Genomic DNA, 26,104 nt, shown 5'->3' with positions numbered 1-26,104 from the left:
AGGTCGAACGGGCAGGTCAGGCGGCCAGGCGGCGGGCGATCGCGGGGATCACGATCGCGGCCGCGACCAGGTGGGTGAGCATCAGCAGCGCCTTGGTGGCCGCCCCGGCGTCGGCGACCACGTCCGGCACCAGCGACAGGACCGTCAGCGCCACCGTCGTGCGGACGAACGTGTGTCGCGGGCGCCGGGCGAAACGCGCGAGCAGCGCCGCGATGGCGACCCCGATCAGCGAGAAGACGGCGGTCAACACACCGAACCCCGACACCGGGATCGGGGTGCCGCTCAGATCGAGGCTGACGCCGGCCAGGTCGCCGGCGGCGGCGACGGCCATGGTGGCGGTGCTCGCGACGACGGCGGCGATGACACCGGTCCGGATCAGCGCGCCGACGGTCGACGTGGTGGTGCGGGTCGGGTTCACAGTGGCGGTCATCGTGCCCTCCGGTGGCTGGGTGCCCGGCTCGTTGCCGGGCTCTCACCAGGGCTACGAACGGAACCGGTCCCAATCGACAGCACGCCCAGAAATTTTTGGCGACGGCGCGAGGCGAGGCAGCCCCTTTGTCGCCGGACGCCTCGCCCCGCAACCGCCCGAGGGAGCTAGGCCTCGTCGGCGAGGTGCCAGACCTCGCGCATCGGAGCCCACCAGTCCCCCGACCCCGGCTCGGCGATCGACTCCTGGCACGGGTCGGTCAGTTTCCACCACTCCTGCGTGTGCGGGTCCGCGGCGATCAGCCGCTGATCGGCCTCGTAGTCGTCGCCGACGTACTCGTAGTAGCCGAACAACAGGTCGTCGTGGAGGAAGATGGTGTAGTTGCGGAAGTTCGCCTCGCGCAGCGTCTTCTCGACGCTCGGCCACACCTCGGCGTGTAGCCGCAGATAGTTTTCCCGCTGCTCGGGGCGGAGTCGGATCACGCAGCCATGACGTTGCACGTCGTGCCCTTTCGAGTGAGCTGATTCACTGGTGCCGAAGGCACCTGACCGTAGCGGTTGGACGGTGCCGGTGAGGGGCCAGCCGGGCACCGATGCCGACCGTTCCGCCAGGACTACGGACGGTCGCAGCGGGTCTACCCTCGGGTGATGGAGGGCCGCGTGCTGGTCGTCGAGGACGACTTCTCGATCCGGGAGGTCACCGCCCTCGGTCTGCGCCGCGCCGGCTTCCGGGTCGACACCGCTGTCGACGGGCGGCAGGCCCTGGCCGCGTTCCGCGCGCACCCGGTCGACCTCATCGTCCTCGACATCATGCTGCCGGGGCTGGACGGTCTGGAGGTCTGCCGGGAGATCCGGCGCGGCAGTCAGGTGCCGATCCTGATGTTGACCGCGCGCACCGACACGATCGACGTGGTGGTCGGGCTGGAGTGCGGCGCGGACGACTACCTGCGCAAGCCCTTCGACCTGCCCGAGTTGGTGGCCCGGGTCCGTTCGGTACTGCGTCGGGTGAACGTGCCGGCGGCGTCGACAGTCATCGAGGTCGGCGGCCTGGAGATCGACCCGGGCGGCTTCGTGGTCCGCCAGCACGGTCGGGAGGTGACGCTGACCGCCACCGAGTTCCGCCTGCTGCTGGAGCTGGCCCGGCGACCCGGCCAGGTCTTCACCCGGGAGCTGCTGCTGGACCTGGTGTGGAACCACGACTTCCTCGGCGACTCCCGACTGGTCGACGTGGCCGTGCAGCGACTACGCGCCAAGATCGAGGACGACCCGGCGCAGCCCCGGCTGATCCGGACCGTGCGCGGCGCCGGCTACAAACTGTCGACGGGCTGACGGGGGGGGTGGGGCGATGGCCGGACGCGCGGTGCTCCCCGGCCGCCTGCGACGCCGGCTGACGATCGCGTTCGTCCTGGTCGCCGGCGTCTCGGCCGGGCTGCTCGCCGGCGGGACCGGGCTGCTGCTGCGGCAGTCCTGGTTGGACGCGTCGCTGCACGAGGCAGCCGCCGACGCCCGCTACCAACTCGTGCTCGCTGGGCAGTTCCTGCCGCTGACCGAGCAGCGCAGCACCGAACTGCTGACCAGCTTCGAGGCCAGCGGTCGGCACGTCGTGCTCGTCGACGGCCCGGCCCGCGCCTCGCACCCCGCGTACGCCCCGGTGCTGGGCACCCGGTTGCGGACCGTCGTCGCGGACGGGCGGCTCGGCTACCAACGCTCCGCGCCGGCGGAGCGTCCCCGGCTGCTGATCATCGGCGGGCGCATTCCCGGCTCGACCGCCGAGCTGTACGTCCTCACCGTCGAGGACGACGTCGCCACCGACCTGGGTCAGCTGCGCACCGCGCTGCTGGCCGGCTGGGCGCTCGTGGTGCTGCTCGCCGCGGCGGTGGGTCACGCGCTGGCCCGCCGCACGTTGGAGCCGGTGGGTCGGGCCAGCCGGGCCGCCCGAGCGCTCACCGAGGGCCTGCTCGCCACCCGCCTGCCGGTACGCGGGCGCGACGAGTTCAGCGTGTGGGCGGCGACGTTCAACGAGATGGCCGAGGCGCTGGAGGCGAAGATCGCGGCGTTGTCGGCCGCGCAGGCCCGCGAGCGACGGTTCACCGCCGACGTCGCGCACGAGCTGCGTACCCCGGTGACCGCGTTGGTGGCCGCGGCGTCGCTGCTGCGCGAGCACCTCGACCAGTTGCCCGAGGACGCCCAGCCGTCCGCCCGGCTGTTGATCGGCGACGTGGTCCGGTTGCGCCGGCTGGTCGACGATCTGATGGAGATCTCCCGGTTGGACGCCGGGCGGGAGCGGTTGACGGTGCGGCCGGTCGACGCGGTGGCGCTGCTGCACGGCATCGTCTCGGCACGCGGCTGGTCGGCGCGGGTGCGGGTCACCGGTGACCCGGTGGCGTTGCGCACCGACCCGCGCCGGCTGGAGCGCGTGCTGGCCAACCTGGTCGCCAACGCTGTCGAACACGGCGGTGGCGAGATCACGGCCAGCGTGGCGGGCGCGGGCCCGCTGGTCGTCTTCGAGGTCACCGACCAGGGGCCCGGCATCCCGGCCGAGCATCTGCCCCGGGTGTTCGACAGGTTCCACCAGGTCGACGCGTCCCGCTCGGCGCCGGGCAGTGGGCTCGGGCTGGCCATCGCGCGCGAGCACACCGATCTGCTCGGCGGCGCGCTGGGCGTGCACAGCGAACCGGGCGAGGGCACCCGGTTCCGGCTGGAGTTGCCCGCCGACGGCCCCGCCGGCCCGCAGGGTGACGTGCCGCGCCAGGACCAGCGCGCCGACCCGGGCCCGAGCGGGCGTGCCGCTGACCCGGTGGGCGGTGTGGGATGAGCCGCCGCGGCACGGTCCGGCTGGGCGTACCGGTGCTCGTCGCGGCGCTCCTGCTCGGCGGCTGCGGCACGTCCCGCTCCGGTGACCTGGGCCCGGCGCCCACCGCGCCGCCGACGAGCGCCGCACCCGGCAGCCGCCCGGCACCCGTCCCGACCGTGGCCGCGCAGCCGACGCCACCACGACCACCAACCGACCGCCCACCGAGTCCGTCGGCGGCGGCGTCCTCCGGCACGCGCCGGCCCGACCCGGTGACCATCGAGCTGTGGTACGTCCGCGCCGGGCTGTTGGTGCCGACCCGGCGCACCCGACCGGGCACTGTCGCGACGTCCCGGCTGGCGCTGACCGAACTGGCCGCCGGGCCGAGCCCGGCCGAGGCCGCCACCGGGATGACCACACTGCTTCCGGCCGGCGTCGAGGTCACCCGCATCACCGACGGCGTCGCGACACTGCGGGTGCCGTCCGTCGGCGACCCGGCCACGCGACGACTGCGTGAGGCCCAGGTGGTGTGGACGTTGACCCAGTTCCCCACCGTGCGGCAGGTCCGCCTCGACGGCGCGGCTGCGGTCGATCGGGCGGACTACGCGGATCTGCTGCCGCCGATAGTGGTCGCCGGCCCGGTCCCCGGCGAGCACGTCTCCGCGCCGCTCGTCGTCACCGGCACCGCCGTCGTCTTCGAGGCCACTGTGAGCGTCCGGGTGCTGGACGCCGCCGGCCGGGAGGTGGCCACCGGCTTCGGCACCGCCAGTTGCGGCAGCGGCTGCCGGGGTGGCTACCGGGTGGTGGTCGGCTGGCGCGCGGTCCGCGAACAGCAGGGCACTGTCGAGGTGTACGAGGTGTCCGCGGTGGACGGCGCACGGATCAACACGATGGCCGTGCCGGTGGTCCTCGCCGGTGGCGACTGACCACCCGAGAGCCGCGGCTCAGCGGCTTTCCGGGTCGGTCGATTGTGATCAGGTGGGCGATACTTGCCGGCGGGTCGTCCACCTGGCACAGACCTGTCACCGGCGCCGCGAAACGGGGATCCCGCATGCCGACCACGTCACCTGCCGCGTCGACGGGCGGGCCTCGCCGGCCGGTCCGCTGGCTGTCGACCACAGTGCTCGCCCTGCTCCTGCTGGCGGGCCTGGTCACACCGGCCGGCCTGGTCACACCGGCGGCGACCGTCGGTCGGCTGCCGGCCACCGTGCCGGCCGCCAGCACCTACGGCCCGTTCGACGTCGGCTTCGCCGAGGGCAGCGGTCTGCTCGACACCGATCTGACCCGCCGGCTGGACGACCTGGTCGCCTACGTTCCCGGCCGCTCCCCGATGATCCGCATCGACCTCGACTGGTGGTACGTGCAGCAGTGCCGCACCTGCGCGTTGCGCTGGGACCGACTCGACCCGGTGGTGGATGCCGCCCGCGCCCGGGGCATCCGGGTGCTGATGGTGCTCGCCTACGCGCCGCCCTGGGCCAACGGCGGCAACAGCACCGACAAGTGGTTCCCCACCGACGACGCCGACTGGACCGCTATCGTCAGCGCCACAGTGCGGCACTTCGCCGGCCGGGTGCACGCGTACGAGGTCTGGAACGAGCCGAACAACGGGCGGTCCGGCAGCTATGAAGGTTTCGGCAACTACGCCACCGACCGGAAGACCCGCTACTGGCAACTGGTCCGGCTCGCCCACCCCCTGATCCACGCCGAGTGCGCGGACTGCGTGGTCCTCGCCGGCGGCTCGGGGGGCGGCACTCCGGTCACCAGCACCGGCAACGTGAACGAGGCGGCGCTCTGGTTGGACTGGGCCTATCGCAACGGGTACGGCCCGTACTTCGACGCGGTGGCGCTGCACCCCTATCCGGCCTGGAACTCCGGTCTGGGCCCGGCCGCGCCGGAGTGCGTCAACCGCTGGTGGAACCTCTTCGGCCCGCCCGGGGAGAACCCGCCCTGCGGTGAACTGGCCTACCTGCGCTCGGTCATGGTCAACCACGGCGACGGGGCGAAGAAGATCTGGGGCACCGAGTTCGGCTACCCCACGTCCGGGGCGACCGGCCTGGGTCGGGAGACCCTGCGGGATCACCTGGTCCAGGGCGTGTCCATGTGGCGCTCACTCAGTTACACCGGGCCGCTGTTCCTCTACTCGTACCGGGACGCCTGCACCGATCCGACCAATCCGGAGTGCAACTTCGGAGTGGTGACGAGAGATTTCACCCCGAAAGAGCCGATCTTTACCGATTTGTCGGTTCAACTTTCGGACACCGCGCCGGCCAACCTGCGTACCGGGCAGACCCTGCGCCGGTGGGCCAAGCTGCGCTCCCTCGACGGCCGTTTCGAGTTCTGGTTGCAGGACGACGGCAACCTGGTGCTCTACCGGCGCAGCTCCGCCACCGCGCTCTGGGCCAGCAACACCCGCGACGGCGTGCGGCTGGTCAACGGCCCCGACGGGAACCTCGCCCTGTACCGCGCCAACGGCACGATCGCCTGGTCGACCCAGACCGGCGGTCACGGCCCCGCCAGTCTCTGGCTCCAGGAGGACGGCAACCTCGTCCTGTACCGCGACAGCGACGCGAAACCCGTCTGGGCGAGCAACACCATGGTGAGCTGACCAGACCCCCGATCCCCCGCTGAAACGCCATCGTTTCGCCGGCCAGATGCGAGGCAACTCACGAAAGCCTGCACGATCAGCGAACCGCGAACTAGGGTCAGTACGACATCGTTTCGCGGGGGGTCGAGATGCTGGGTGGTCAGCAGGTGGACGCGGGCGCCGGGGTGCCGGCTGCCCGGGCTCCGCGCTGCACCGACAGCGACCTGTTCACCGTCGTCATCGACACCCTGCGCGAGGTCGGCTACGACCGGATGACCATCGACGCCGTGGCCGCCCGCGCCCACGTCAGCAAGGCCACCATCTACCGGCGCTGGGACGGCAAGGCGGAGCTGGTCGTCGCCGCCCTGCGCGACCAGCGCGTGGGTGTGCACAACCCGCCCGACACCGGCTCCCTTCGCGGTGACCTGATCGAGTTGCTGCGGGCCACGGCCGCGATCTGCACTGCCGACTGCGACCTGATGCAGGCGTTGACCTTCGCCATGCGGACCAACCCCGAGCTGGAACGTCTGGTCCGTCACCAGGTGCTGCCGGCCGGGCGGGTGGCCAGCACCGCCATCCTGGTCCGGGCCGCCGCCCGCGGGGAGATCCCGCCGGAGGCCGGCGAGCGGGAGATGTTCCACGATCTGGCGCCCGCGCTCACCATGTCCCGCATCGTCGCGCACGGCCTACCCGCCGATGACGCGTTCCTCACCCAGGTCGTCGACCAGGTGCTGATCCCGGTGCTCCGCTATCAGCACGACGGTCCGTCGCCGGCCTGATTCACCGATATCCGTAACACGGAAGGCTTCACCATGCCCGGAACCACCTCGACCGCCCCCGGCGCGCCCAACGCCGGGGTGTCGACCGGCGCCCCGCATCCGCGGCGCTGGATCGCGCTGGCGGTCATCGCGGTCTCACAGCTGATGGTCGTCCTGGACGCCACCATCGTGAACATCGCACTGCCGCAGGCCCAGGCCGACCTGGGGATCACCGACGCGAACCGGCAGTGGGTGATCACCGCCTACACGCTGGCCTTCGGCGGTCTGCTGCTGCTCGGCGGTCGCATCGCCGACTACTGGGGGCGCAAGCGCACCTTCATCGTCGGCATGACCGGTTTCGCGCTCGCCTCGGCCCTGGGCGGTCTGGCCACCACCGGTGAGATGCTCTTCGCCGCCCGCGCGTTGCAGGGCGCCTTCGGCGCGCTGCTCGCCCCGGCCGCGCTGGCGCTGCTCACCGTTCTCTTCACCGAGACCACCGAGCGGGCCAAGGCCTTCGCGGTGTACGGCGCGATCGCCGGCGGTGGATCGGCTGTCGGTCTGCTGCTCGGCGGGGTGCTCACCGAGTACGCCGACTGGCGCTGGTGCCTGCTGGTCAACATCCCGGTCGCCGCGATCGCCATCGCCCTCGCCCTCCCGCTGGTGCCGGAGAGTCGGGCCCACGGCAACACCCGCTACGACGTACCCGGTGCGATCGTGGTGACCGCCGGCCTGGTCTCCCTGGTGTACGGCTTCACCAAGGCCGCCGAGGACGGCTGGGACGCCACCGCGACGCTCGGTTTCATCGCCGCGGGCGTGCTGCTGCTCGCCGCGTTCGTGGTGATCGAGCTGCGCTCCAGCCACCCGCTGCTGCCGCTGCGGATCCTGCTGGACCGCAACCGGGGCGGGGCGTTCCTCACGTCGACGCTGATCGGCGCGGGCCTGTTCGGGGCGTTCCTCTTCCTGACCTTCTACTTCCAGGTGGTGTTGCAGTACAAGCCCCTGGAGGCCGGTCTCGCGTCCCTGCCGGTCACCGCCGGTGTGCTGATCGCCGCGGGTGGCGCCAGCCAGCTGATGCCCCGGTTGGGGGCCAAGCCGCTGATGGTCGCCGGTTCGGCGCTCGCCGCCCTGGGCATGCTGGTGCTGACCCAGATCGACGTGGACACCCCGTTCCTCACCCACCTGCTGCCCGCGCAGGTCGTCCTGGGCCTCGGGTTGGGCTTCACCTTCGTCCCGCTGTCCAGCCTCGCCCTGGTCGGGGTGCCGGAGCACGACGCCGGCGCGGCCAGCGCGACGCTCAACGCCACCCAGCAGATCGGCGGCTCGCTCGGCACCGCGCTGCTGAACACCTTCTACACCAGCGCGGTCGCCGCCTACCTGGTCGGCCGGGCGCCGAACCCGGTCAACCAGGTCGAGGCGCTGGTGCACGGCTACCGGGTGGCCTTCGCCTGGGGCGCGGCGCTGATCGTGCTCGCCGGGCTGGCCACACTGGTCCTGGTGAAGGTCCGCAAGGAGGACGTCCCGACCGGCAACACCGTGCACATGGGTTGAGCTGACCGCCGTGGCCGCCGGCCGGAGCGCCCCGAGCCTGGGGCGGGCCGGCCGGTGGCCACGTCCGGTAACGTCCCGATCATCGTCGAAAATCCGTTGAGGAGACCCATGTCGACCCCTGCTGACCAGATCATCACCGCTCTGCGCGCGGGCCACGAGGAGCTCGCCGCGCTCGTCCGGGACCTCAAGGAAGACGACCTGCTCCGCCCGTCCGGGGCCAGTGAGTGGCAGGTGTCGCAGGTGCTGAGCCACCTGGGCAGCGGCGCCGAGATCAACCTGGCGACGCTGGAGGCGGCCCGCACCGGCACGCCCGGCCCGGACGGGGACTTCAACCGTGGCGTCTGGGCCCGCTGGGACGCGATGTCCCCGGCCGAGCACGCCGCCGGCTTCCTCGCCAGCAACGAACGACTGGTCGAGGCGTACGAGGCGTTGGACGCCGAGAGCCGGGCCTCGATGCGGGTCGACCTCGGCTTCCTGCCGGAGCCGGTCGACGTGGCCACCGCGGCCCGGTTCCGGCTCAGTGAGTTCGCCCTGCACCAGTGGGACGCCGAGGTGGCGTTCAACAGGTTCGCGGCGGTGACGCCGGGGGCGGTGGCGCTGCTGCTCGACCAGATCGGCGGCATGCTGGCCTGGACCAGCCGACCGCATGAGTTGGACGGTCGGGGGGCCACCCTGCTGGTCCGGCTGCACGCGCCCGAGCGGACGTTCGGGCTGCGGCTGGGTGAGCAGGTCGAGATCGTCGACGCGCCGGAGCATCCCGACGGCGAGCTGGTGGCGCCGGCCGAGGCGTGGCTGCGGCTGGCCACCGGACGGCTGGGTCCCCAGCACACCCCCGACGGGGTGCTGGTGACCGGTTCGGTGACCCTCGACGACCTGCGCCGGGTCTTCGTCGGCTTCTGAGACGGTGCCGCGCGGGCCGGTGATCCGGCCCGCGCGGCGTCTCAGCCCTTCACGCAGACCACCTGCTTGAGGTGCGCGACCACCTCGACCAGATCCTCCTGCTGGGCCATCACCTCGGTGATGTCCTTGTACGCGCCGGGGATCTCGTCGACCACCCCGGCGTCCTTGCGGCACTCCACCCCGGCGGTCTGCGCGGCCAGGTCCGCGGTGCTGAACGTCCGCTTGGCCTGCGCCCGGGACATCCGACGCCCCGCGCCGTGCGACGCCGAGCAGTACGCGTCCGGGTTCCCCCGCCCCCGCACGATGTACGACCCGGTGCCCATCGACCCGGGGATGATGCCCAGGTCACCCCGGCCGGCCCGGATCGCACCCTTGCGGGTCACCAGCACGTCCACCCCGTCGTAGCTCTCCTCCGAGACGTAGTTGTGGTGGCAGCTGATCGGCTCGTCGTAGCCGACCTGCGGGAAGTGCTCACGCACCACGCCGCAGAGCAGGGCCAGCATGACCGCCCGGTTGCGCCGCGCGTACTCCTGCGCCCAGAACAGGTCCCGCCGGTACGCGTCCATCTCGGGCGTCCCGGCGAGGAACACCGCCAGGTCCCGGTCCGGAAGGTCGGCGTTGTGCGGCAGCCCCCGGGCCACGGCGATGTGCCGCTCAGCCAGTTCCTTGCCGATGTTGCGGGACCCGGAGTGCAGCATCAGCCAGACCCGGCCCTCGTCGGCGCCGCCCTGCTCCAGGCAGACCTCGATGAAGTGGTTGCCCCCGCCGAGGGTGCCGATCTGCCGCTGCGCCCGCGTCTGCAGCTGCGCCACCCGCCGGTCCAGGCCGGCGAACCGGCCCCAGAAGTCGGCCCAGCCGGCCTGCTCCAGGCCCCGGATCCGGCGCGGGTCGACCGGGTCCGTGCGCTGGGCGAAGCCGACCGGGATGGTGGCCTCGATCGCGGAGCGCAGCCCGGCCAGGTCGTCCGGCAGGTCGGCGGCGGTCAGCGAGGTCCGCACCGCCGACATCCCGCAGCCGATGTCGACGCCCACCGCGGCCGGCGAGACGGCCTGCCGCATCGCGATCACCGAGCCGACCGTGGCGCCCTTGCCGAAGTGCACGTCGGGCATGACGGCGACGCCCTGCACCCACGGCAGCGCGCCGATGTTGCGCAGCTGCTTGGCGGCCTGCGGCTCGATGGCGTACGGGTCGGTCCAGACCCGGACCGGTGCCCGGGTACCAGCGAGCGGGGTGAATCCCATCGTGGTCTCCTTGTGTCGTGCCGGCACCAACGTCGCATGGTGACCGGAAATGATCGCGTACCGGAAGGCCGGGCGCGGAAGTTCGTCGGATACGAAAAGGCCGCCCGACCCGCAGGGGTGGGCGGCGACACCGGACGCGTTGGCGTCAGCGGTGGCGTCGCCCTGGTCGCCGGCCCTCAGCGAGCTGACCGAGACAAGTGGGCTGACCGAGATACCGGCACCGTGCGCCCGAGGGCAACCCGGCACCCGCACCTGGCGTGCGCCAGATGATCGTGGTGCGGTCGCGCTGCGACACGGCGTACTCCCCGGGGTCTGATCGGTTGACCTTGCTTCGATGACGGTAGGCGGGCCGCGGCCTGTCCGCAAAGGATATTGCGCGCCGGTCGCCCTGGGCTCGGACGTCGGCCCGAGCGGCTCAAGATCGTGCTCGATCCAGGAAAGAGGGCCCTCAGGATGCGACGAGGCCACCACATCATTGTTCGAGCGCGATCAGACGAGTTTCGCCGACGCGGACACCCGTAGCCCGGAGCACGGCCTCGTGGCGGTGGCCGTCGGGTGGCGGGCCGCTTCGGCTCCGGCACCGTCGGTGAGGGTGGCGGTGACGGAGCCGAAGAACTGGCCCTTGTCGTAGTGGCCGATGGTGCTGGCGCGGTAGTCGGGCTCGTGCGCGATGGGCACCAGGTCGGGAATCGCCATGGCCGCGAAGCTACCGCCGGGCTACGACACGGGCACCACCCGGAAGGACTGCGCGGCGGTGCCGTTGCAGGCGTACTGGATGAGCTGGACGCTGTCCGCCGTCGACGCTCCCGGCACGTCGAGGCACTTGCCGCTGCCGCGGTTGACCAGGCGGTAGTAGCCGCCGCCCTCGGGCTCGGCCCGCCACTGCTGGTTGTTGCCGCCGCTGTAGGACCAGAGCTGGATGGGCGCCGAGTCGGCTGTCGACCTGTTGGTCACGTCGAGCACCTGGGCGCCGTTGTTGCGGTTGTTGACCCGCAGGTACCCGTCGCTGGTCGGCACGAACTGGTACTGCTGGGCGGCGCTGCCGTTGCACGCGTACTGCTGGATGGCGGTGCCGTTCGCGCTGGCCGCGGCCCGCGCGTCCACGCACTTGCCGTTGCCCCGGTTGACCACCGTGTGCCAGGCGGTCGGCGAGATCGTGCCGTCGGACGGCGGGGGCGTCGTCGGCGGGACGGTGCCGGCACCGGCGAGCCAGTGCAGCCCGTCGATCAGCAGCTGGTTCTGCTGCGGGCTGTCGAAGGTGGAGGACAGCCCGGTGTTGGTGCTGTAGTTCATCGCGTTGTGCCCGAAATTGGCGTAGAGCATCTTGTACTGCCGGTTGCTCCAGACCAGCGGGTAGTAGCCGCCGTACCAGGACTGGTTGGGGTCGGTGCCGACCGGGAAGCTGGACGGGTCGACCGAGGCCAGGATGTCGATGTTGGGGTTCTGCCGCAGGTCGTTGCTCCAGGAGTACCACTCGCTGATCGAGGACGGGAAGGTCGCCGGGAGGTTCCGGGTGGCGGGGTGGGTGCGGTTGTCGGCGCGCATGGTGACCCGGGTGGGCCCCCAGGTGTTGGTCTGGAACGCCCCGGTTCCGAGGAAGGTGTTGTAGTACCAGCTCCAGCTCGACGGGTTGTCGGTCCACGCGCTGACGTGGAAGCCCAACCACGCTCCGCCGTTCTGCATGTACTGCTGGAACGCGGCGCGTTGCCCGGTGGGCGGCGCGTCGTCAAGGAACATGACGACCTTGTACTGGGCCAGGTTGGCGGTGTTCAGCAGGCTCCAGTTGTTGGTGGCCTCCCAGGAGAAGCCGTACTGGGCGGCGGCCTGCGGGAACCAGGCCCGGGCGTCCTTGACGAAGTCGATGTGCGCGGCGTCCCAGGTGCCGTTGTAGAAGGCCAGGACCTTGAACGTCGGCGCGGCCTGCGCACTGGGCGAGGCGCTGACAGCGACACCGGCGGTCAAGGCGACGACCAGGGCGACGAACAACGACAGGATCCTTCTGGTACGGGAGGAGAGTTCTGCGATCACCTGATCGTCCCTTCGGTGGGGACGCGCGCCGCCGCGTCGAGGTACATCTGTTCACAAGGTTTACAGATAGACGAAAGGTTATTCCTCTGACCTGATCGCGTCAATCGCCGATCGCCCGAACGGGTGGGATTCCTCCGGCAACGGGTACCACCGCCGGATGACCAGCCCGGACGCCGTCGACGTCGACACGCCGCTCGCCGTGGACGTGCCCCCCGCGCCGCACGACGCCAGCGGCGAACACGTGCCGATCCGCGACCTGGCCGGCCTCGCGCCGCCGACCCGGTCGGCGCGCCGCTGGACCCCGAGCCGGGTGGTGGCCACCCCCGCCGCGCTCGACCACCCGCACGGCCAACGGATCGTCGAACGGGTGCGGGCACTCGGCATCGAGGTGGAACACCTGCGCGCCAACCGGCTCACCGGGGTACGCGGCCAGACCGACCGGGAAACCTACGCGCGGGCCAAGTCGACAATGGCGATCGTGGTGAGCCCACCCTCGCGGCGTGTCCTGCAACCCATCGCGCCCAGCGCGGACTGGCGGGTCGACCTGGCCGAGGGCTGCCCGGCGCACTGTCAGTACTGCTACCTCGCCGGATCCCTGTCCGGCCCACCGGTGACCCGGGTGTACGCCGACCTCGACGACATCCTCGCCGGGTTGGCCGCGTACGCCGGGCGCGGTACGGTGACCAGCCGCAACGCGCGGCGCGCCGACGAGGGCACCACCTTCGAGGCGTCCTGCTACACCGACCCGCTCGCCCTTGAGCACCTGACCGGCAGTTGGCGGCGCGCGGTGCAGCACTTCGCCGACTGGGACGCCCCCGTGCAGTTGCGCTGGACCACCAAGTACGCCGACGTGGACACCTTCGTCGGCCTGCCGCACGCCGGCCGGACCCGGGTCCGCTTCAGCGTCAACTGCGCCCCGGTCAGCCAACGGTTCGAGGGCGGCACCGCCCGGGTGCCGGACCGGCTGGCCGCGCTGCGCCGGCTCGCCCTCGACGGCTACCCGGTCGGGCTGACCATCGCGCCGATCATCGCGCTGCCGGACTGGCGGGAGCACTACGGCGACCTGCTCGACCAGGTCCGCGCGGCGGTCGACGGGGTGCCCGATGTGGACCTGACCGCCGAGCTGATCACCCACCGGTTCACGCCCGGCAGCAAGGAGGTGCTGCTCGGCTGGTACCCGCGTACCCGACTGGAGATGGACGAGGAGTCCCGCAGCCGCAAGCACGGCAAGTTCGGCGCGGTGAAGTACGTCTACCCCCGCGAGCAGATGACCGAGCTGCGCGACTGGTTCACCACCGAGCTGACCGCCCGCGTCCCGGCCTGCCGGATCCTCTACTGGACCTGACCCCGGGCTAGACGCCGACGGCGCCGTCGATGCCCTCGCGGAGAAAATCGGCGTGGCCGTTGTGTCGGGCGTACTCGTGGATCAGGTGCAGCATCACCAGCCGCAGTGACACGATCTCGCCGGAGCGGGCGTTGCGGCCGGTCACGTCGAGCGACGCGGCGGACCGCTCGATCCGGCGGGCGTGCGCGACCTCACGCTCCCAGGCGTCGAACGCCTCGGCCCGGGTGGCCGAGCTGGCGTCGTACGCCTGCTGGAAGTCGCCGGTCTCCGACCACACCAGCGGGATGTCCTCGCCGTCGATGACCCGCCGGAACCAGGCGCGCTCCACCTCGGCCATGTGTCGCACCAGGCCGAGCAGGGACAGGGTGGAGGGCGGCATCGACTGCCGGCGCAGGTCCCCGTCGGAGAGACCCTCGCACTTGAGGGCCAGCGTGGCGCGGTGGAAGTCGAGGAACGCGCGCAGCGTCTCCCGCTCGTCGCCGGTAACCGGGGGGCCGATCCGTTCGGTGGTCATTGAAACGATCATGCCGGACGGCGGCTGCGGGGTCCGGCCTGGGTCAGCCGACCGAGGATCGGGCGACCGGGGCGGCGAAGAACGTGTCCGGGTACGGCTCGTCGCGCAGGCTGTAGTGCCACCACTCCCGGTCGTAGTTGACGAACCCGGCGTCGGTCATCAGCCGCCGCAACAACTGCCGGTTGTCCCGCGCCGTCGCGGTGACTGAGGGGTCGGCGGTGTGCGCCCGGGGGTCGAAACAGTCGAAGCCGGTGCCCATGTCGATGCTGTTGTCGGCGAAGCGCTGGGCGCGCGGCGCGGTGCAGGCGACCAGCGGTTGCCCGACCCGGTACGGGGGTTGGCTGGCGGCGGGATCGTCGACAAGGGTCAGGTCCAGGGTGCTGCCGCGGCTGTGCGCGGTGGGCGCCCCGATGTAGCCGTCGGCGAAGAGCCGGTTCTTGGCGAGGTCCGGGTAGAACTCGGCCTTGGTCTGCTGCTCATCGGGGCGCTTCGACCAGGCCACGAAGTCGTCCACCGCCGGTTGCGGGCGGTAGCAGTCGTACACCTTGATGCTGTGTCCGCTGGCCAGCGCGGCGTCCTGTACGCGGCGCAACGCCTGGGCCGCCTGCCGGGTGAGCAGGCACAGCGGCTCCCGGTAGCCGGTGATCGGCCGGCCGACGAAGTTGTGCGCCGTGGCGTAGCGGATGTCGGCGTGGATGCGCGGGTCGACGTCGGTCACCACCACGAACCCCGGCAGCGGGGGTGCCCCGGACGGGGTCGGCGCGGGGGTGGGGCTCGCCGACGTGGGCTGCGGCCCGGTCGGCGCGGGTCGGGGCTCCGCCCGCGAGCAGCCGGCGAGCAGCGCGACGAGCGCGACGACGACGGCCAGGCGGTGACGCACCAGTCCTGTCTATCAGCCCAGCCAGGGCCGCTGTCCCAGGATCCGCTCGCGGTGCGCGAAGTCGCCCTGCCCCCGGCCGCCGGACACTGCGAATCCACGAAAGTCGATTCCACCTGGAGCCATTTGTCGACGCAATCAACGAAAGTTGGCGAAAAAGCTCCGGAAGTTTTCCGCAACTCCAGCCAAGCTTCGGTCGACCTGGCATGTCGTCAAACCCCATCGGTGAGGCAAGATGACCCGTGGAACGGGCACGCCGTTTCGGGACACACGGTGGACGACGACTTCTGGTCGTTCCTCCGGCTCGGTGAAGGAGACGCGGGTGGGCGCGGACGACGGACGCAGGGTGACCATCACCGCGATCGCACGGGAGGCCGGGGTGTCGGTGCCGACCGTGTCACGGGTGCTCAACGGACGCTCCGATGTGGCCCCGGACACCCGCGAGCGGGTCGAGGAGTTGTTGCGCCACCACGGCTACCGGCGTCGGACCAGCCGCAGCGTCCGCCGCGCCGGCCTGGTCGACCTGGTCTTCAACGACCTGGACAGCCCCTGGGCCGTGGAGATCATCCGCGGTGTGGAGGACGTCGGGCACGGGGCGGGTGTCGGCACCGTGGTCTCCGCGATCCACCGGCAGCCCACCGCGGCCCGGCAGTGGTTGCAGAACCTGCGCACCCGGGCCACCGACGGCGTCATCTTCGTGACCTCGCACCTCAGCGCGCCGCTGCACGCGCAGCTGCGTCGCCTCAACGTGCCGGTGGTGGTCGTCGACCCGGCCGGCGTGCCGGCCATGGACGTGCCGACGATCGGCGCGACCAACTGGGCCGGCGGGCTCGCCGCCACCGAACACCTGCTCGCCGTCGGGCACCGGCGCATCGGTTTCGTGGCCGGGCCGACGCATCTGCTGTGCAGCCGGGCGCGACTCGACGGTTACCGGGCCGGGCTGGAGGCCGCCGGCGTGCCGGTCGACGACGCGCTGATCTACCCGGGCGACTTCTACCACGCCTCCGGGTTCGCGGGCGGGACCGCGCTGCTCGACCTCGCCGACCCGCCGACCGGCATCTTCGCCGCCAGCGACCAGATGGCCTTCGGCGTCTACGAGGCGATCCGCCGCCGCGGGCTGCGCGTCCCGGACGACGTGAGCGTGGTGGGTTTCGACGACCTGCCGGAGGCCCGCTGGGCGTCCCCGCCGCTGACCACCGTTCGCCAGCCGTTGGTCGAGATGGGACGGTTGGCAGCCCGGACGGTGCTCCGCCTCGCCCAGGGCGAGGGCATCGACTCGCCCCGGGTGGAACTGGCCACCGAACTTGTCGTGCGCGACAGCACCACCGCCCCGCCGACCGGGTCACCCGCCTCGGCGTGACGGCCGGACCTGCCGCAGAAACCGGTTGGACCGGTTCCGGTCCGTTCCGGAAAGTTCCGGCCAGGTCGTGGCCGGCCCGGGCGCGGTGAGCGACCGACGGTCACCCACCGCGCCGTACGGTCAGTGGTGGTGGTGCCAGCGGACCGCCTTGCGGATGGTCACCGGCAGTGCCGGCGCACCGTCGACCGGTGCCGGGTCCTCGGCGGTCGGCGCCACTCCCCCGGCGGCGATCCGGTCGAGGGTGGCCAGGCCGGCCGCGTCGACCTCGCCGAAGACCGTGTAGTTCGGGCGCAGCGCGGAGTTGGCGTAGACCAGGAAGAACTGGCTGCCGTTGGTGTCCGGCCCGGCGTTCGCCATCGCGAGGACGCCCCGGGCGTACACCCGGCGTTCCCCGGTCGGGTCGGTGGGCGCGGGAGGCAGGTCGGTCGGCAGTTCGTCGCGGTACCGGTAGCCCGGGCCGCCCTCGCCGGTTCCGGACGGGTCACCGCACTGCAACACGCTCAGCGTGGGGTACGCGGTGAGGCGGTGACACGGGGTGCGGTCGTAGAAACGCTTGCTGACCAGGTGCAGGAAGCTCTGCACCGTGCACGGCGCGGCGGCCCGGTCCAGTGTCAACCCGATCGGCCCGTGGTTGGTCGCCAGGGTCACCCGGACGCTGCCCCGGGCCGGGGTGCGGCGCGGGTCGGGCGGCAACGGCACCGGTCGGGCCGCGGGCTCGTCCGGGGTCTCGGTGTACGCGCACGGGCCGTGGGTGGTGCGCGGCGGTCTGGCGGCGGCGTCGGCGGCGGTGGGCGGCGCTGCGGACACGCGCACCGCGTCGGCCGCCGGGGCCGGCGCGGCGAGCGCGGTGGCGGACGCTCCGACGACCAGCGCCCCGGCGAGCACTGTCACCCCCGCGAGGCGGGTCAGGGCGCGCACCGACCGGCGGGGTGCCGCCACTGCGGGGCGCGGTTCGGGTTCACTCGGCACAGGGATCCTCCTGGACTGGTGGTGCCAGAAAGACCGGAGTCTATGGACGGCAACGCCCGATGTCGATCCGTCAGGGCAACCGGCGGCGACGCCGCCACAGCAGACCGCCCATCAACGCCACCACCGTCGCGCCGCTGAGCGCGGTCACCGACCAGAGCCACCCCGCGTCGCTACGCGCCGGTCCGCTGGCCGCCGCCGGCCGGGGCGCGCCGGGTGCCGCCAGCGCGGACGGCGCCGCCGACGGGGTGGCGGTCAGCTCGCCGGGCTCGACCAACCGGCCCACCGCGGCGTCGCGGGGCAGCGTGAAGCCCCAGTCCAGCAGGGCGGCACCCTGCTCCCAGCCGCGAGCCGGCGCCGACTCGGCGCCCAGCAGGGTCACCACCAGCCGCCGCCCGCCGCGTTCCGCCGCCCCCACATAGGTGTGCCGGGCCAGGTCGGTGAAGCCGGTCTTGCCGCCGAGCGCCCCCGGGTACCGGTAGATGAGCTGGTTCTCGTTCTGGATCTCGAAGCCCTTGGTACGTTGCGCCGGCTGGGCCGGAATCGACGTCTGCTCGGTCAACGCGTACCGGCGGAAGGTCGGCTGGGCGAAGCAGGCCCTTGCGATCAACGCCAGGTCGTACGCGCTGGTGAACTGCCCCCTGCCGTCCAGCCCGGACGGGGTGACCGCGTGCGTCTGCAACGCGCCGAGGTGGTGCGCCTGCTCGTTCATGGCGCGGACACCGGCGGCGCTGTCCGTCCCGCTGCCCAGTCGGGCCAGCGCGTTGGCGGCCTCGTTGCCGGAGTTCAGCAGCAACCCGAGCCAGATGGTCTCGACGGTGTACCGGCCGCCCGCGACCAGGCCCACGGCCGAGGAGCCGGGTTCGATGTCCATGTCCGCCTCGGTGACGGTGACCAGCTGCTTCGGGTCGAGCTTCGGCAGCATGGTGGCCGCCAGCAGCAGCTTCTGCACGCTCGCCGGCGTGCCGTACTCGTGCGGGCCGCAGCCGCCGAGCACCTGGCCGCTGTCCAGGTCGGCGACCAGCCACGACGTGGCGGTGATCTTCGGCGGTGCGGCGACGCCGGCCGGCACGACCAGGCCGGTCGTGTCGAGCGCCGCGCCGCCGACCATCCGCTGGCCGGGGACGGCAGGCGGCGGCGACGGCCGGGGTGGGCGCGACGCCGCCGGCGCCGGGACCCGGGGGCAGCGCACCGTCGGCGCGGCGGACGCTCCCGCCGTACCGACCGGCACGGGAGCGAGCAGGACGGCGGACGTCGTGGCCGCCAGCAGCGCAGCTCTCATGAGCCGACCCTAGTCACGACGATCGCTGCGCGGGACGGGATGCGGGTCAACCCGCGTCGCCGCGACCGCTCAGATAGTCGTGCAACGCGGCACTGCCGCGCAGCCTGCGCAGGCTGCGGGCGTGCAGCTCCTGCTCACGGCGCGCCAGCTCGGCACGGACCCGCTGCGGGCTTCCGGTGGTCCGCAGCTCACCCAGCACCGCCTCGATGATCTCGAACGGGTACGCGCCTCGGCGCAGCAACGCGATGACCTGCGCGGCGCGTAGCTCCGCCTCGTCGTACACCCGGTAGTTGGTGCCCGGGGTGCGGCCCGGCCGCAGCAGCCCGCGCTCCTCCCAGAGCCGCAGCTGCGCGGTGCGGACCCCGACCAGGGCGGCGACCTCGCCGATGCGCGCGCCGTGGCGAGGCGCGGGCCGGGCCGCCGGTGGGCTCGCCAGCACGGTCTCGAAGGCGCCGAGCACGCGGCGGATCTCGGCGCGTTCCCGGTCCAGCTCGGCGTGACCGCCGTCGAGCGCCGCCAGGACCGCCGGCAGGTCACCGGAGTGCACCGCCGCCATGATCTCCCGGGTACGGGACCAGCCGTGCCCCTCGGCCAACCGCCGCGCCACTGTCAACGCCCGGGCGTGCTCACCGGTGAAGATCCGGTAGCCGCTCGCGGTGCGGCGCACCGGCGGCAGCACCCCCGCCTCGACGTAGTTGCGCACCTGCTGCACCGAGATCCCGACGGTGGCCGCCAGGTCCACGGCGCGCAGCCGATCCTTCGGAGCGACGTCCACGCGAGCCACCGTACCGCTTACGACGTGATTTGAGACTTTCCCGGACGTCCTGCGGCAGCGCCCGCTCAATTGTCGGCGAAAGTCTCCACGTGCGGATGAATGAGACAATTGAACCTGCCAGTGCCCGGCGGGAGAAGTCCCGCCACGATTCCGTGAAGGGTTCGAATGTCGCAGCCAGCATGGTCCGCCGCCGACAGCCACGACATGATCGAAGTACGCGGGGCGCGGGAGAACAATCTCGCCGACGTCTCGGTGGACATCCCCAAGCGCCGGTTGACCGTCTTCACCGGCGTCTCCGGATCGGGCAAGTCGTCGCTGGTCTTCGGCACCATCGCCGCCGAGTCCCAGCGCATGATCAACGAGACGTACAGCGCGTTCCTCCAGTCGTTCATGCCGAACCTCAACCGGCCGGACGTCGACTCGCTACGCAACCTCAGCGCGGCCATCGTCGTCGACCAGGAACGGATGGGCGTCAACTCCCGCTCCACCGTCGGCACCGCCACCGACGCGTACGCCATGCTGCGGATCCTCTTCAGCCGGCTCGGCCAGCCGTCCATCGGCGGCGCCGGGGCGTTCAGCTTCAACCTCCCCGAGGGCATGTGCCCCACCTGCGAAGGGTTGGGCCGCGTCTCCGACCTCGACATCAACGAGTTGGTGGACGTCGAGCGCTCCCTCAACGACGGCGCCATCACCGTGCCGAACTTCGCTGTCGACTCCTGGTACTGGCAGACCATCGTCGGCTCCGGCCTGTTCGACCCGGACGTCAAACTGCAGGACTTCACCCCACAACAGTGGGAGGACTTCCTGCACAAGCCGGCCACGAAGATCAAGGTGGGCAGCAACAACTGGACGTACGAGGGCCTCGCGGTCAAGGTCAAACGGCTCCTGCTCGCCAAGGACCGCGAATCCATGCAACCGCACATCCGCGCCTTCGTCGACCGGGCGGTCACCTTCACCAGCTGCGCCGACTGCGGCGGCACCCGGCTCAACGCGGCGGCCCTGTCGTCGCTGATCGCCGGGCACACCATCGCCGACTGCTCCGCCATGCAGATCAGCGACCTGGTCGCGTTCGTCCGCACCATCGACGACCCGGGCGCCGCGCCGCTCGTCGCCAACCTCCGCGACCTGCTGGACTCCCTCGTCGAGATCGGCCTGGGCTACCTCAGCTTGGACCGTGAGTCGGCGACCCTCTCCGGCGGAGAGGCGCAACGGGTGAAGATGGTCCGCCATCTCGGCTCCAGCCTCTCCGACGTCACGTACGTCTTCGACGAACCGACAGTCGGCCTGCACCCGCACGACATCGCCCGGATGAACGACCTGCTGCTACGGCTGCGCGACAAGGGCAACACCGTGCTGGTGGTCGAACACAAACCGGAAACCATCGCCATCGCCGATCACGTCGTCGACCTCGGGCCGGGCGCCGGCACCGACGGTGGCCGAATCTGCTTCACCGGCGACGTCCCCGGCCTGCGCCGCTCCGGCACCCTCACCGGGCGGCACCTGGACCACCGGGTACGGGTGCGCGAGACGGTACGCCAACCGACCGGGCGCCTCGCCATCCGAAAGGCCGACCTGCACAACCTGCGCGACGTCGACGTGGACATCCCGCTCGGGGTGCTCACCGTGGTCACCGGCGTTGCCGGCTCCGGCAAGAGCTCACTGATCCACGGGTCGCTACGCGGCCGGTCCGAGGTCGTCATCGTCGACCAGTCCCCGATCCGTGGCTCACGACGCAGCAACCCGGCCACCTACAGCGGGCTGCTCGATCCGATCCGCACCGCCTTCGCCAAGGCCAACGGGGTCAAGGCCGCACTGTTCAGCGCCAACTCCGCGGGCGCCTGCCCGGCCTGCAAAGGCATCGGGCTCATCTACACCGACCTGGCGATGATGGCCGGCGTCGCCAGCATCTGCGAACGCTGCGAGGGGCGACGCTTCACCGACGAGGTGCTCACGTACACGCTGCGCGGCAAGAACATCAGCGAGGTGCTGGCCATGTCCGTCACCGAGGCGTACGCGTTCTTCCCGCACCCCATCCTCAGTCGACTGGTCGACGTCGGGCTGGGCTACCTCAGCCTCGGCCAACCACTGACCACCCTGTCGGGCGGGGAGCGGCAACGCCTCAAGCTCGCCATCCACCTCGCCGAGAAGACCACCACGTACGTCCTGGACGAGCCGACCACCGGTCTGCACCTGGCCGACGTGGACCAACTGCTGGCCCTGCTCGACCGCATGGTCGACGCCGGCAACACGGTGATCGTCATCGAGCATCACCAGGCGGTCATGGCCCACGCCGACTGGCTCATCGACCTCGGCCCCGGCGCCGGCCACGACGGTGGCCGCATCGTCTTCACCGGCACACCAGCCGAACTGGTCGCCACCGGCGACACCCTCACCGCCAGACACCTCCGCGAGTACGTCACCGACCCGGCGGTCAGCTGACGCGGCGCAGCCAGCGCCGCTGCCAGGGGGTCTCCACCGCCTTCGGGTGGTAGCCAGCCCGAACCCACGGCACGGCCCGCTCGACCGGCAAACCGTCGAGGATCGCCAGCGCGGCCAGGGCCGTTCCGGTGCGGCCCACCCCACCGCGGCAGGCCACCTCGACGCGTTCACCATCGTGCGCCCGCCGCAGCGCCTCCCGCAGGGCGTCGAGGGCATCGGCGCTGTCGAGCGGTACCCAGAAGTCGGGCCACCGGATCCGCCGGTGCGGCCAGGCCGGCTCCGGACCAGGGGCCAGCAGCACGGCGAAGTCGGCGGGCGAGGTCGCGGCAACGATGCGGCGTCCGCGCACCAACGCCCCACTGGGGAGTACGAGTACGCCCGACTGCTCAGACCACGGCAGCGTCTCAGTCACCCGGACATTGTGCCGCGACGCTCTGACGAATGAGCACAGACAGTGCCGCCCCCGGCCGGTGAGCCGGGGGCGGCACTGGTGTCGGTGTGCAGGTCGCCTCTCGGCGAGTGGCACGACGCGGCTCCAGCCGAACGGTATTCCGCGAAGGCGATATTAGGTGAGGCCCGGGGACACTGAGTCACACCGACACTGTCCTCAACCTGCCGGACCCTCACCTTGTTCCCGCACCCGCCGCGTCCATGCACGCACCACCCGACCGTCCCGCGGACCCCGTCCGACGCCCCCGCCGATCGCCCCGCCGCACGGGCGGCCAGCGGCCAGCGGCCAGCGGCCAGCGGCCAGCGGCCAGCGGCCAGCGGATCGTGCGGCCAGCGGATCGTGCGGCCAGCGGCCAGCGGCCAGCGGATCGTGCGGTCAGCGGATCGTGCGGTCAGCGGATCGTGCGGTCAGCGGAGCACGCCGCGAGATCTTGGACAGTTTCCGTTCCGCGCTAACGGAAACTGTCCAAGATCTGGAAACGAGCGCCGCTTGATGACGCCATCCGCCTCCGCCGAGGATCCCTTCAGCGCGGCATCTCCCGTTGCGGCCCGCTGCGGCGGTCGGTGGTCGGCGTCCCTGCGGGCCGGCGGGCCGGCGGGCCGGCGGTCGATGGCAACGCAAAGGCCGCTGACCGGCACCCCGGGTTGCGGGTGCCGGCCAGCGGTCGGTGTTCACACGGTCCTACCGTCCGGTGGTCTTGCTGTTCGGTCGTGCGAATCCGGGTCAGCTGTTCCAGTACTGGGCGACCAGGTCGGTGGCCTGCTGCTCCCACTGGGCGTAGGCGTCCGGGTAGGCCGACACCTGCACGGTCTGCGCGGCCACGGTCAGCGGCATGTCCTGCCACCCGTCAACCTGCTTCAGGCCCTTGAGGAACGCGGTCGTCGAGTACTCGGGGTCGGTGATCTGCTCCGGCGTACCCCAACCCGAGCTCGGGCGCTGCTGGAACAGGCCCAGCGAGTCGTGGTCGTTCTTGTCGCCGAGGTGGCCCAGGTTTTCCAGCTTGGACTCCTGCAGGCTCGTCGCGATGGAGATGACCGCGGCGCGCTCGGGCAGGCCGGCCTTCTTCGTCGCGGCGATGATCGCCTTGACGTTGGCCGTCTGCTCGTCGTTGAGGGTGATGTGCGACTGCTCGCCCTGCGGCTTCGCCGCCTGCACGGCCACCGCTGCGGCGGTGGGCTTGGCGTCCACTACCGGGTTGGCGTGGGCGGCGATCGGGCCGGCGAACACACCACCGGCGAACGCGAGACCAGCAACAGACAGCATGCTCTTACGGAAGATCGTGTTCATGGGGGTAGCTCCTTCGGGGGTAGGAACACCCGAACCGCCAAAGGGGGGAACGGCGGCGGGGTGTGAGCACCTCGTCCGGCGCTGCACATAACAAGGGGAAAGTTTGGGGGGTGACGCCTTTAGGGGCGTCGGTCGGCGACTTCACGGGCGCGGGGCTCGTGGCGCCGGGGTCCAGGTGTAACGACCGGGGGGCCGGGGTCATTCCGGGGGTGGCCCAACCCGTCGGCACCCACGGGGAGGCGATGCCTGCGGTCGATCGCGGGGGTCACAACGACCGGGTGGCGGCGGGCATTCCACCCTGCCGGACCTCGGATCCCGCGCCCGTGAAGACCGGGCGGCGGGAGGTGGTGCTGCGATCGTCAGGGTGTGTAACGACCCCGGCCCGGCCACGATTCCCGCCTGCGGGTGCGCCCGGCCACCACCCCCAACCCCCCATAACCCGACACACCGCCCACACGACAACGGCCCCACGGCGCCGAACCGGCCCGCATGCCCGTGATCCACTCGGGTTCACGGAAACCGGGGTATCCGGGACGCCGGGACACCCCGACTTCATGAAACCCGAGTCGATCATGGCGGCCCGGCCCACCCACGCCCGGCCTGGCTCCGTATGCCGGCACGGACCGGCGCACCGGCCCCGCCAGCCGGCCATGGCCCGGCGCAAAGAGCGCTGGCCACGGGGCTCGGTCCCGTGGCGGGCGGCGTTCGGTGCGGGGTGGGTCAGGTGTCCAGGTAGCGCAGGATGGCGAGGATCCGCCGGCTGTAGCCGGTTGTGTGGGCCAGGTCGAGTTTGTCGAAGATGGCGTTGACGTGCTTCTCGACCGCGCTCTGCGACACGTGCAGCCGTTGGGCGATGGCGAGGTTGGTGTGCCCCTGGGCCATCTCGTGCAGCACATCCCGTTCCCGCGGGGTGAGCCGACCGAGCGGTTCGGGCCGCTCCGAGCCGGCCACCACCTGGCGGACCACCTCCGGGTCGAGGGCGGTGCCGCCGGCGGCGACCCGGTCGAGTGCGTCGAGGAAGTCGTCCACCTGGGCGACCCGGTCCTTGAGCAGGTAGCCGACCCCCTCGGGGCGATCCGCGAGCAGCCGCCCGGCGTACCGCCGCTCCACGTACTGGGAGAGCACGAGGACGCCGGTGTCGGGCCACCGGTGACGGATCTCCAGTGCGGCCCGCAGCCCGTCATCGGTGTGGGTGGGTGGCATCCGGACATCGGTGACGACCACGTCGGGACGGGACCGTTCGACCGCCTCGACCAGGTGGGCGGCCGTCCCGACCGCCGCGAGCACCTCGTGGTCCTCGTCGGCGAGCAGCCGGGTCAGACCCTCCCGGAGCAGCGTCGAGTCTTCGGCGAGGACTAGTCGCACGGCAACTCCGTCAGCACCGTCGTCGGACCGCCGGCCGGGCTGGTGACCGTCAGCCGGCCGTCCAGCGCGGCGACCCGCCGCACCAGCCCAGACAGTCCGCGCCCGGTCGGGTCGGCGCCGCCGACGCCATCGTCGTGCACGCGCATCCGGATCCACCCATCCTGTACGCCGATCTCGACGGTGACCAGGTTAGCGGCGGCGTGTTTCGCGGCGTTGGTGAGCGCCTCGCAGGCCACGAAGTACAGCACCGTCTCAGTCTGCCGCTGGGGGCGGACGGGTAGCTCGTACCGGATCCGCACCGGCACCTCTGAGCCGCGGGTGACGATGGTCAGCACCTCGCCCAGATCGCCGCCGTCGAGCGCCGACGGGTAGACCCGCCACGCCACCTGGCGCAACTCCTCGATGGCGCGCTGCACGTCCTCGTGCGCTTGGAGGAGCAGTGCGTGTGTGCGGTCGGTGTCGCGGGTACGCCGGGCGCGGCCGAGCAGCATGCCGAGGGCGACCAGCCGCTGTTGGAGGCCGTCGTGCAGGTCGCGTTCGATGCGCTGCCGTTCGGCGTCGACGGCGGAGATGACCCCGGCCCGGCTGGTGGTCAGCTCGTGGACCCGCCGGGTCAGCTCCGCTCGGCTTCCCGGGCCGAGCAGTCGGTGGGCCAGCCGGACGTCCAGTGCGGCGATGCTGGCGACGGCCTGACCGTTGAGCAGTAGCAACACCGCCCCGACGGCGATCTGGGACACGGCGTCGAGGACTGTCAACTCTCCGCGCACCGCCGCGGTCAGCACGATCCCGGCGAGCACCACGCCGACGCCGAGCACTGCGTACGCCAGCAGGCCGAGCGTGCCGGGAAGCAGTCGGGCGGCCAGGTAGCCGACCTGGCGACGGGTCGCCACGGCGTTCGGCGCGGGCAGATCCGCCGCGGCGAGCAGTCCGACGAGGCGGCGATGTTCCATCCGCACCAGCCATCCCGCGTACCTGCTGGTCAGGCCGGTGATCCGACGGCCGGCGGCCGGCGCGAACGCGCACCCGGTGAACGCGACGGCCGCGACGACGAGGAAGACGAACTCGACGGCGGCCGTCGCGGTTCCGGCGGCGACGCCGACCGGCAGTCGAAGCCACCACCTGCCGGTTCGCTGTTGCGCCGCCATCTCATCCGCCTTTCGGGCCGAG

24 protein-coding genes are annotated in these 26,104 nt (G+C 71.9%); 10 read left to right on the top strand and 14 right to left on the bottom strand.

The annotated features are described in order from the left end of the window. Nucleotides 1–16: 16 nt before the first annotated feature. Nucleotides 17–430 carry a DUF6069 family protein gene (locus AB0C03_RS31220; protein ID WP_210866317.1) on the bottom strand — a complete coding sequence of 138 codons (414 nt, stop codon included), beginning with the start codon at nucleotides 428–430 and terminating at the stop codon, nucleotides 17–19. Nucleotides 431–594: 164 nt separating this feature from the next. Next, nucleotides 595–909, bottom strand: coding sequence for an L-rhamnose mutarotase (locus tag AB0C03_RS31215; RefSeq protein WP_245233636.1), 315 nt, complete (start codon nucleotides 907–909; stop codon nucleotides 595–597). A gap of 165 nt (nucleotides 910–1,074) precedes the next feature. Between AB0C03_RS31215 and AB0C03_RS31210 the strand changes: the two genes are divergently transcribed. The 7 genes from AB0C03_RS31210 to AB0C03_RS31180 all read left to right on the top strand — a co-directional run bounded on the left by AB0C03_RS31210 (nucleotide 1,075) and on the right by AB0C03_RS31180 (nucleotide 9,007). Continuing rightward, complete coding sequence (locus AB0C03_RS31210; RefSeq protein WP_210866318.1) at nucleotides 1,075–1,755, top strand: response regulator; 681 nt, start codon at nucleotides 1,075–1,077, stop codon at nucleotides 1,753–1,755. 16 nt (nucleotides 1,756–1,771) lie between these two features. Next, a complete protein-coding gene (locus AB0C03_RS31205; protein ID WP_210866319.1) occupies nucleotides 1,772–3,241 on the top strand; it encodes a sensor histidine kinase in 1,470 nt (489 codons plus the stop codon). After that, nucleotides 3,238–4,143, top strand: a complete 906-nt coding sequence (locus tag AB0C03_RS31200; RefSeq protein ID WP_247680937.1) for a Gmad2 immunoglobulin-like domain-containing protein — start codon at nucleotides 3,238–3,240, stop codon at nucleotides 4,141–4,143. Before AB0C03_RS31205 ends, AB0C03_RS31200 begins: the two co-directional genes overlap by 4 nt. A 125-nt stretch (nucleotides 4,144–4,268) precedes the next feature. Further along, nucleotides 4,269–5,822, top strand: a complete 1,554-nt coding sequence (locus AB0C03_RS31195; protein ID WP_210866320.1) for a hypothetical protein — start codon at nucleotides 4,269–4,271, stop codon at nucleotides 5,820–5,822. A 128-nt stretch (nucleotides 5,823–5,950) separates the two neighbouring features. After that, a complete protein-coding gene (locus AB0C03_RS31190) occupies nucleotides 5,951–6,580 on the top strand; it encodes a TetR/AcrR family transcriptional regulator (RefSeq protein ID WP_051708495.1) in 630 nt (209 codons plus the stop codon). 33 nt (nucleotides 6,581–6,613) lie between these two features. Then, on the top strand, nucleotides 6,614–8,107 hold the full coding sequence (locus AB0C03_RS31185; protein WP_210866321.1) for an MFS transporter: 1,494 nt from the start codon (nucleotides 6,614–6,616) through the stop codon (nucleotides 8,105–8,107). Nucleotides 8,108–8,215: 108 nt separating this feature from the next. Next, on the top strand, nucleotides 8,216–9,007 hold the full coding sequence (locus AB0C03_RS31180; RefSeq protein WP_210858865.1) for a maleylpyruvate isomerase family mycothiol-dependent enzyme: 792 nt from the start codon (nucleotides 8,216–8,218) through the stop codon (nucleotides 9,005–9,007). A 41-nt stretch (nucleotides 9,008–9,048) separates the two neighbouring features. Here AB0C03_RS31180 and AB0C03_RS31175 read toward each other — a convergent pair whose 3' ends face one another. The 3 genes from AB0C03_RS31175 to AB0C03_RS31165 all read right to left on the bottom strand — a co-directional run bounded on the left by AB0C03_RS31175 (nucleotide 9,049) and on the right by AB0C03_RS31165 (nucleotide 12,276). After that, on the bottom strand, nucleotides 9,049–10,248 hold the full coding sequence (locus AB0C03_RS31175) for an RtcB family protein (RefSeq protein WP_357640812.1): 1,200 nt from the start codon (nucleotides 10,246–10,248) through the stop codon (nucleotides 9,049–9,051). A gap of 489 nt (nucleotides 10,249–10,737) precedes the next feature. Next, nucleotides 10,738–10,944 carry a hypothetical protein gene (locus tag AB0C03_RS31170; RefSeq protein ID WP_357640810.1) on the bottom strand — a complete coding sequence of 69 codons (207 nt, stop codon included), beginning with the start codon at nucleotides 10,942–10,944 and terminating at the stop codon, nucleotides 10,738–10,740. A gap of 21 nt (nucleotides 10,945–10,965) precedes the next feature. Further along, nucleotides 10,966–12,276, bottom strand: a complete 1,311-nt coding sequence (locus AB0C03_RS31165) for an RICIN domain-containing protein (protein ID WP_357640807.1) — start codon at nucleotides 12,274–12,276, stop codon at nucleotides 10,966–10,968. 157 nt (nucleotides 12,277–12,433) lie between these two features. Between AB0C03_RS31165 and AB0C03_RS31160 the strand changes: the two genes are divergently transcribed. After that, nucleotides 12,434–13,621, top strand: a complete 1,188-nt coding sequence (locus AB0C03_RS31160) for a spore photoproduct lyase family protein (RefSeq protein WP_357640804.1) — start codon at nucleotides 12,434–12,436, stop codon at nucleotides 13,619–13,621. Between the two features lie 7 nt (nucleotides 13,622–13,628). Here AB0C03_RS31160 and AB0C03_RS31155 read toward each other — a convergent pair whose 3' ends face one another. Further along, the gene (locus tag AB0C03_RS31155; protein WP_030332414.1) at nucleotides 13,629–14,135 is read right to left on the bottom strand and encodes a DinB family protein; all 507 of its coding nucleotides are present in this window, start codon (nucleotides 14,133–14,135) and stop codon (nucleotides 13,629–13,631) included. A gap of 43 nt (nucleotides 14,136–14,178) precedes the next feature. Further along, nucleotides 14,179–15,015 carry a M15 family metallopeptidase gene (locus AB0C03_RS31150; protein WP_245233633.1) on the bottom strand — a complete coding sequence of 279 codons (837 nt, stop codon included), beginning with the start codon at nucleotides 15,013–15,015 and terminating at the stop codon, nucleotides 14,179–14,181. A 319-nt stretch (nucleotides 15,016–15,334) separates the two neighbouring features. Here AB0C03_RS31150 and AB0C03_RS31145 point away from each other — a divergent pair, with 319 nt between their 5' ends. Continuing rightward, the gene (locus tag AB0C03_RS31145) at nucleotides 15,335–16,372 is read left to right on the top strand and encodes a LacI family DNA-binding transcriptional regulator (protein WP_030332410.1); all 1,038 of its coding nucleotides are present in this window, start codon (nucleotides 15,335–15,337) and stop codon (nucleotides 16,370–16,372) included. A 120-nt stretch (nucleotides 16,373–16,492) separates the two neighbouring features. On the opposite strand, the gene AB0C03_RS31140 is transcribed toward AB0C03_RS31145, so the two are convergent. From AB0C03_RS31140 to AB0C03_RS31130, 3 genes are all read right to left on the bottom strand, one after another. Beyond that, nucleotides 16,493–17,341 carry a peptidylprolyl isomerase gene (locus tag AB0C03_RS31140; RefSeq protein WP_357640800.1) on the bottom strand — a complete coding sequence of 283 codons (849 nt, stop codon included), beginning with the start codon at nucleotides 17,339–17,341 and terminating at the stop codon, nucleotides 16,493–16,495. A 70-nt stretch (nucleotides 17,342–17,411) separates the two neighbouring features. Next, a complete protein-coding gene (locus AB0C03_RS31135; RefSeq protein ID WP_030332405.1) occupies nucleotides 17,412–18,620 on the bottom strand; it encodes a D-alanyl-D-alanine carboxypeptidase family protein in 1,209 nt (402 codons plus the stop codon). A gap of 46 nt (nucleotides 18,621–18,666) precedes the next feature. After that, complete coding sequence (locus AB0C03_RS31130; RefSeq protein WP_357640797.1) at nucleotides 18,667–19,395, bottom strand: MerR family transcriptional regulator; 729 nt, start codon at nucleotides 19,393–19,395, stop codon at nucleotides 18,667–18,669. A 165-nt stretch (nucleotides 19,396–19,560) separates the two neighbouring features. Between AB0C03_RS31130 and AB0C03_RS31125 the strand changes: the two genes are divergently transcribed. Continuing rightward, on the top strand, nucleotides 19,561–21,834 hold the full coding sequence (locus AB0C03_RS31125) for an ATP-binding cassette domain-containing protein (protein WP_357640794.1): 2,274 nt from the start codon (nucleotides 19,561–19,563) through the stop codon (nucleotides 21,832–21,834). On the opposite strand, the gene AB0C03_RS31120 is transcribed toward AB0C03_RS31125, so the two are convergent. From AB0C03_RS31120 to AB0C03_RS31105, 4 genes are all read right to left on the bottom strand, one after another. After that, complete coding sequence (locus AB0C03_RS31120; protein ID WP_307857882.1) at nucleotides 21,827–22,246, bottom strand: protein-tyrosine phosphatase family protein; 420 nt, start codon at nucleotides 22,244–22,246, stop codon at nucleotides 21,827–21,829. The two genes, AB0C03_RS31125 and AB0C03_RS31120, sit on opposite strands and share 8 nt — an antisense overlap. A gap of 762 nt (nucleotides 22,247–23,008) precedes the next feature. Then, nucleotides 23,009–23,572, bottom strand: coding sequence for a hypothetical protein (locus AB0C03_RS31115; RefSeq protein WP_357640791.1), 564 nt, complete (start codon nucleotides 23,570–23,572; stop codon nucleotides 23,009–23,011). Between the two features lie 720 nt (nucleotides 23,573–24,292). Further along, entirely contained in the window at nucleotides 24,293–24,937 is a 645-nt protein-coding gene (locus tag AB0C03_RS31110) for a response regulator (protein WP_357640788.1), read from the bottom strand. Further along, complete coding sequence (locus AB0C03_RS31105) at nucleotides 24,928–26,082, bottom strand: sensor histidine kinase (RefSeq protein WP_030336422.1); 1,155 nt, start codon at nucleotides 26,080–26,082, stop codon at nucleotides 24,928–24,930. Before AB0C03_RS31105 ends, AB0C03_RS31110 begins: the two co-directional genes overlap by 10 nt. Nucleotides 26,083–26,104 lie beyond the last annotated feature (22 nt).

Source organism: Micromonospora parva, assembly GCF_040649675.1.
GTDB classification, from domain to species: domain Bacteria; phylum Actinomycetota; class Actinomycetes; order Mycobacteriales; family Micromonosporaceae; genus Micromonospora; species Micromonospora parva.
The sequence above is the reverse complement of the archived record's forward strand: the minus strand, read 5'-3'. Positions and strand labels throughout refer to the sequence as shown.

Bases quoted from the DNA above. Each gene is read 5' to 3' on its own strand.
- AB0C03_RS31220 (WP_210866317.1), bottom strand. From the start codon at position 430: ATGACCGCCACTGTGAACCCGACCCGCACCACCACGTCGACCGTCGGC.
- AB0C03_RS31155 (WP_030332414.1), bottom strand. From the start codon at position 14,135: ATGACCACCGAACGGATCGGCCCCCCGGTTACCGGCGACGAGCGGGAG.
- AB0C03_RS31125 (WP_357640794.1), top strand. From the start codon at position 19,561: ATGTCGCAGCCAGCATGGTCCGCCGCCGACAGCCACGACATGATCGAA.
- AB0C03_RS31210 (WP_210866318.1), top strand. From the start codon at position 1,075: ATGGAGGGCCGCGTGCTGGTCGTCGAGGACGACTTCTCGATCCGGGAG.
- AB0C03_RS31185 (WP_210866321.1), top strand. From the start codon at position 6,614: ATGCCCGGAACCACCTCGACCGCCCCCGGCGCGCCCAACGCCGGGGTG.
- AB0C03_RS31180 (WP_210858865.1), top strand. From the start codon at position 8,216: ATGTCGACCCCTGCTGACCAGATCATCACCGCTCTGCGCGCGGGCCAC.
- AB0C03_RS31170 (WP_357640810.1), bottom strand. From the start codon at position 10,944: ATGGCGATTCCCGACCTGGTGCCCATCGCGCACGAGCCCGACTACCGC.
- AB0C03_RS31105 (WP_030336422.1), bottom strand. From the start codon at position 26,082: ATGGCGGCGCAACAGCGAACCGGCAGGTGGTGGCTTCGACTGCCGGTC.
- AB0C03_RS31195 (WP_210866320.1), top strand. From the start codon at position 4,269: ATGCCGACCACGTCACCTGCCGCGTCGACGGGCGGGCCTCGCCGGCCG.
- AB0C03_RS31175 (WP_357640812.1), bottom strand. From the start codon at position 10,248: ATGGGATTCACCCCGCTCGCTGGTACCCGGGCACCGGTCCGGGTCTGG.
- AB0C03_RS31205 (WP_210866319.1), top strand. From the start codon at position 1,772: ATGGCCGGACGCGCGGTGCTCCCCGGCCGCCTGCGACGCCGGCTGACG.
- AB0C03_RS31115 (WP_357640791.1), bottom strand. From the start codon at position 23,572: ATGAACACGATCTTCCGTAAGAGCATGCTGTCTGTTGCTGGTCTCGCG.
- AB0C03_RS31160 (WP_357640804.1), top strand. From the start codon at position 12,434: ATGACCAGCCCGGACGCCGTCGACGTCGACACGCCGCTCGCCGTGGAC.
- AB0C03_RS31190 (WP_051708495.1), top strand. From the start codon at position 5,951: ATGCTGGGTGGTCAGCAGGTGGACGCGGGCGCCGGGGTGCCGGCTGCC.
- AB0C03_RS31200 (WP_247680937.1), top strand. From the start codon at position 3,238: ATGAGCCGCCGCGGCACGGTCCGGCTGGGCGTACCGGTGCTCGTCGCG.
- AB0C03_RS31135 (WP_030332405.1), bottom strand. From the start codon at position 18,620: ATGAGAGCTGCGCTGCTGGCGGCCACGACGTCCGCCGTCCTGCTCGCT.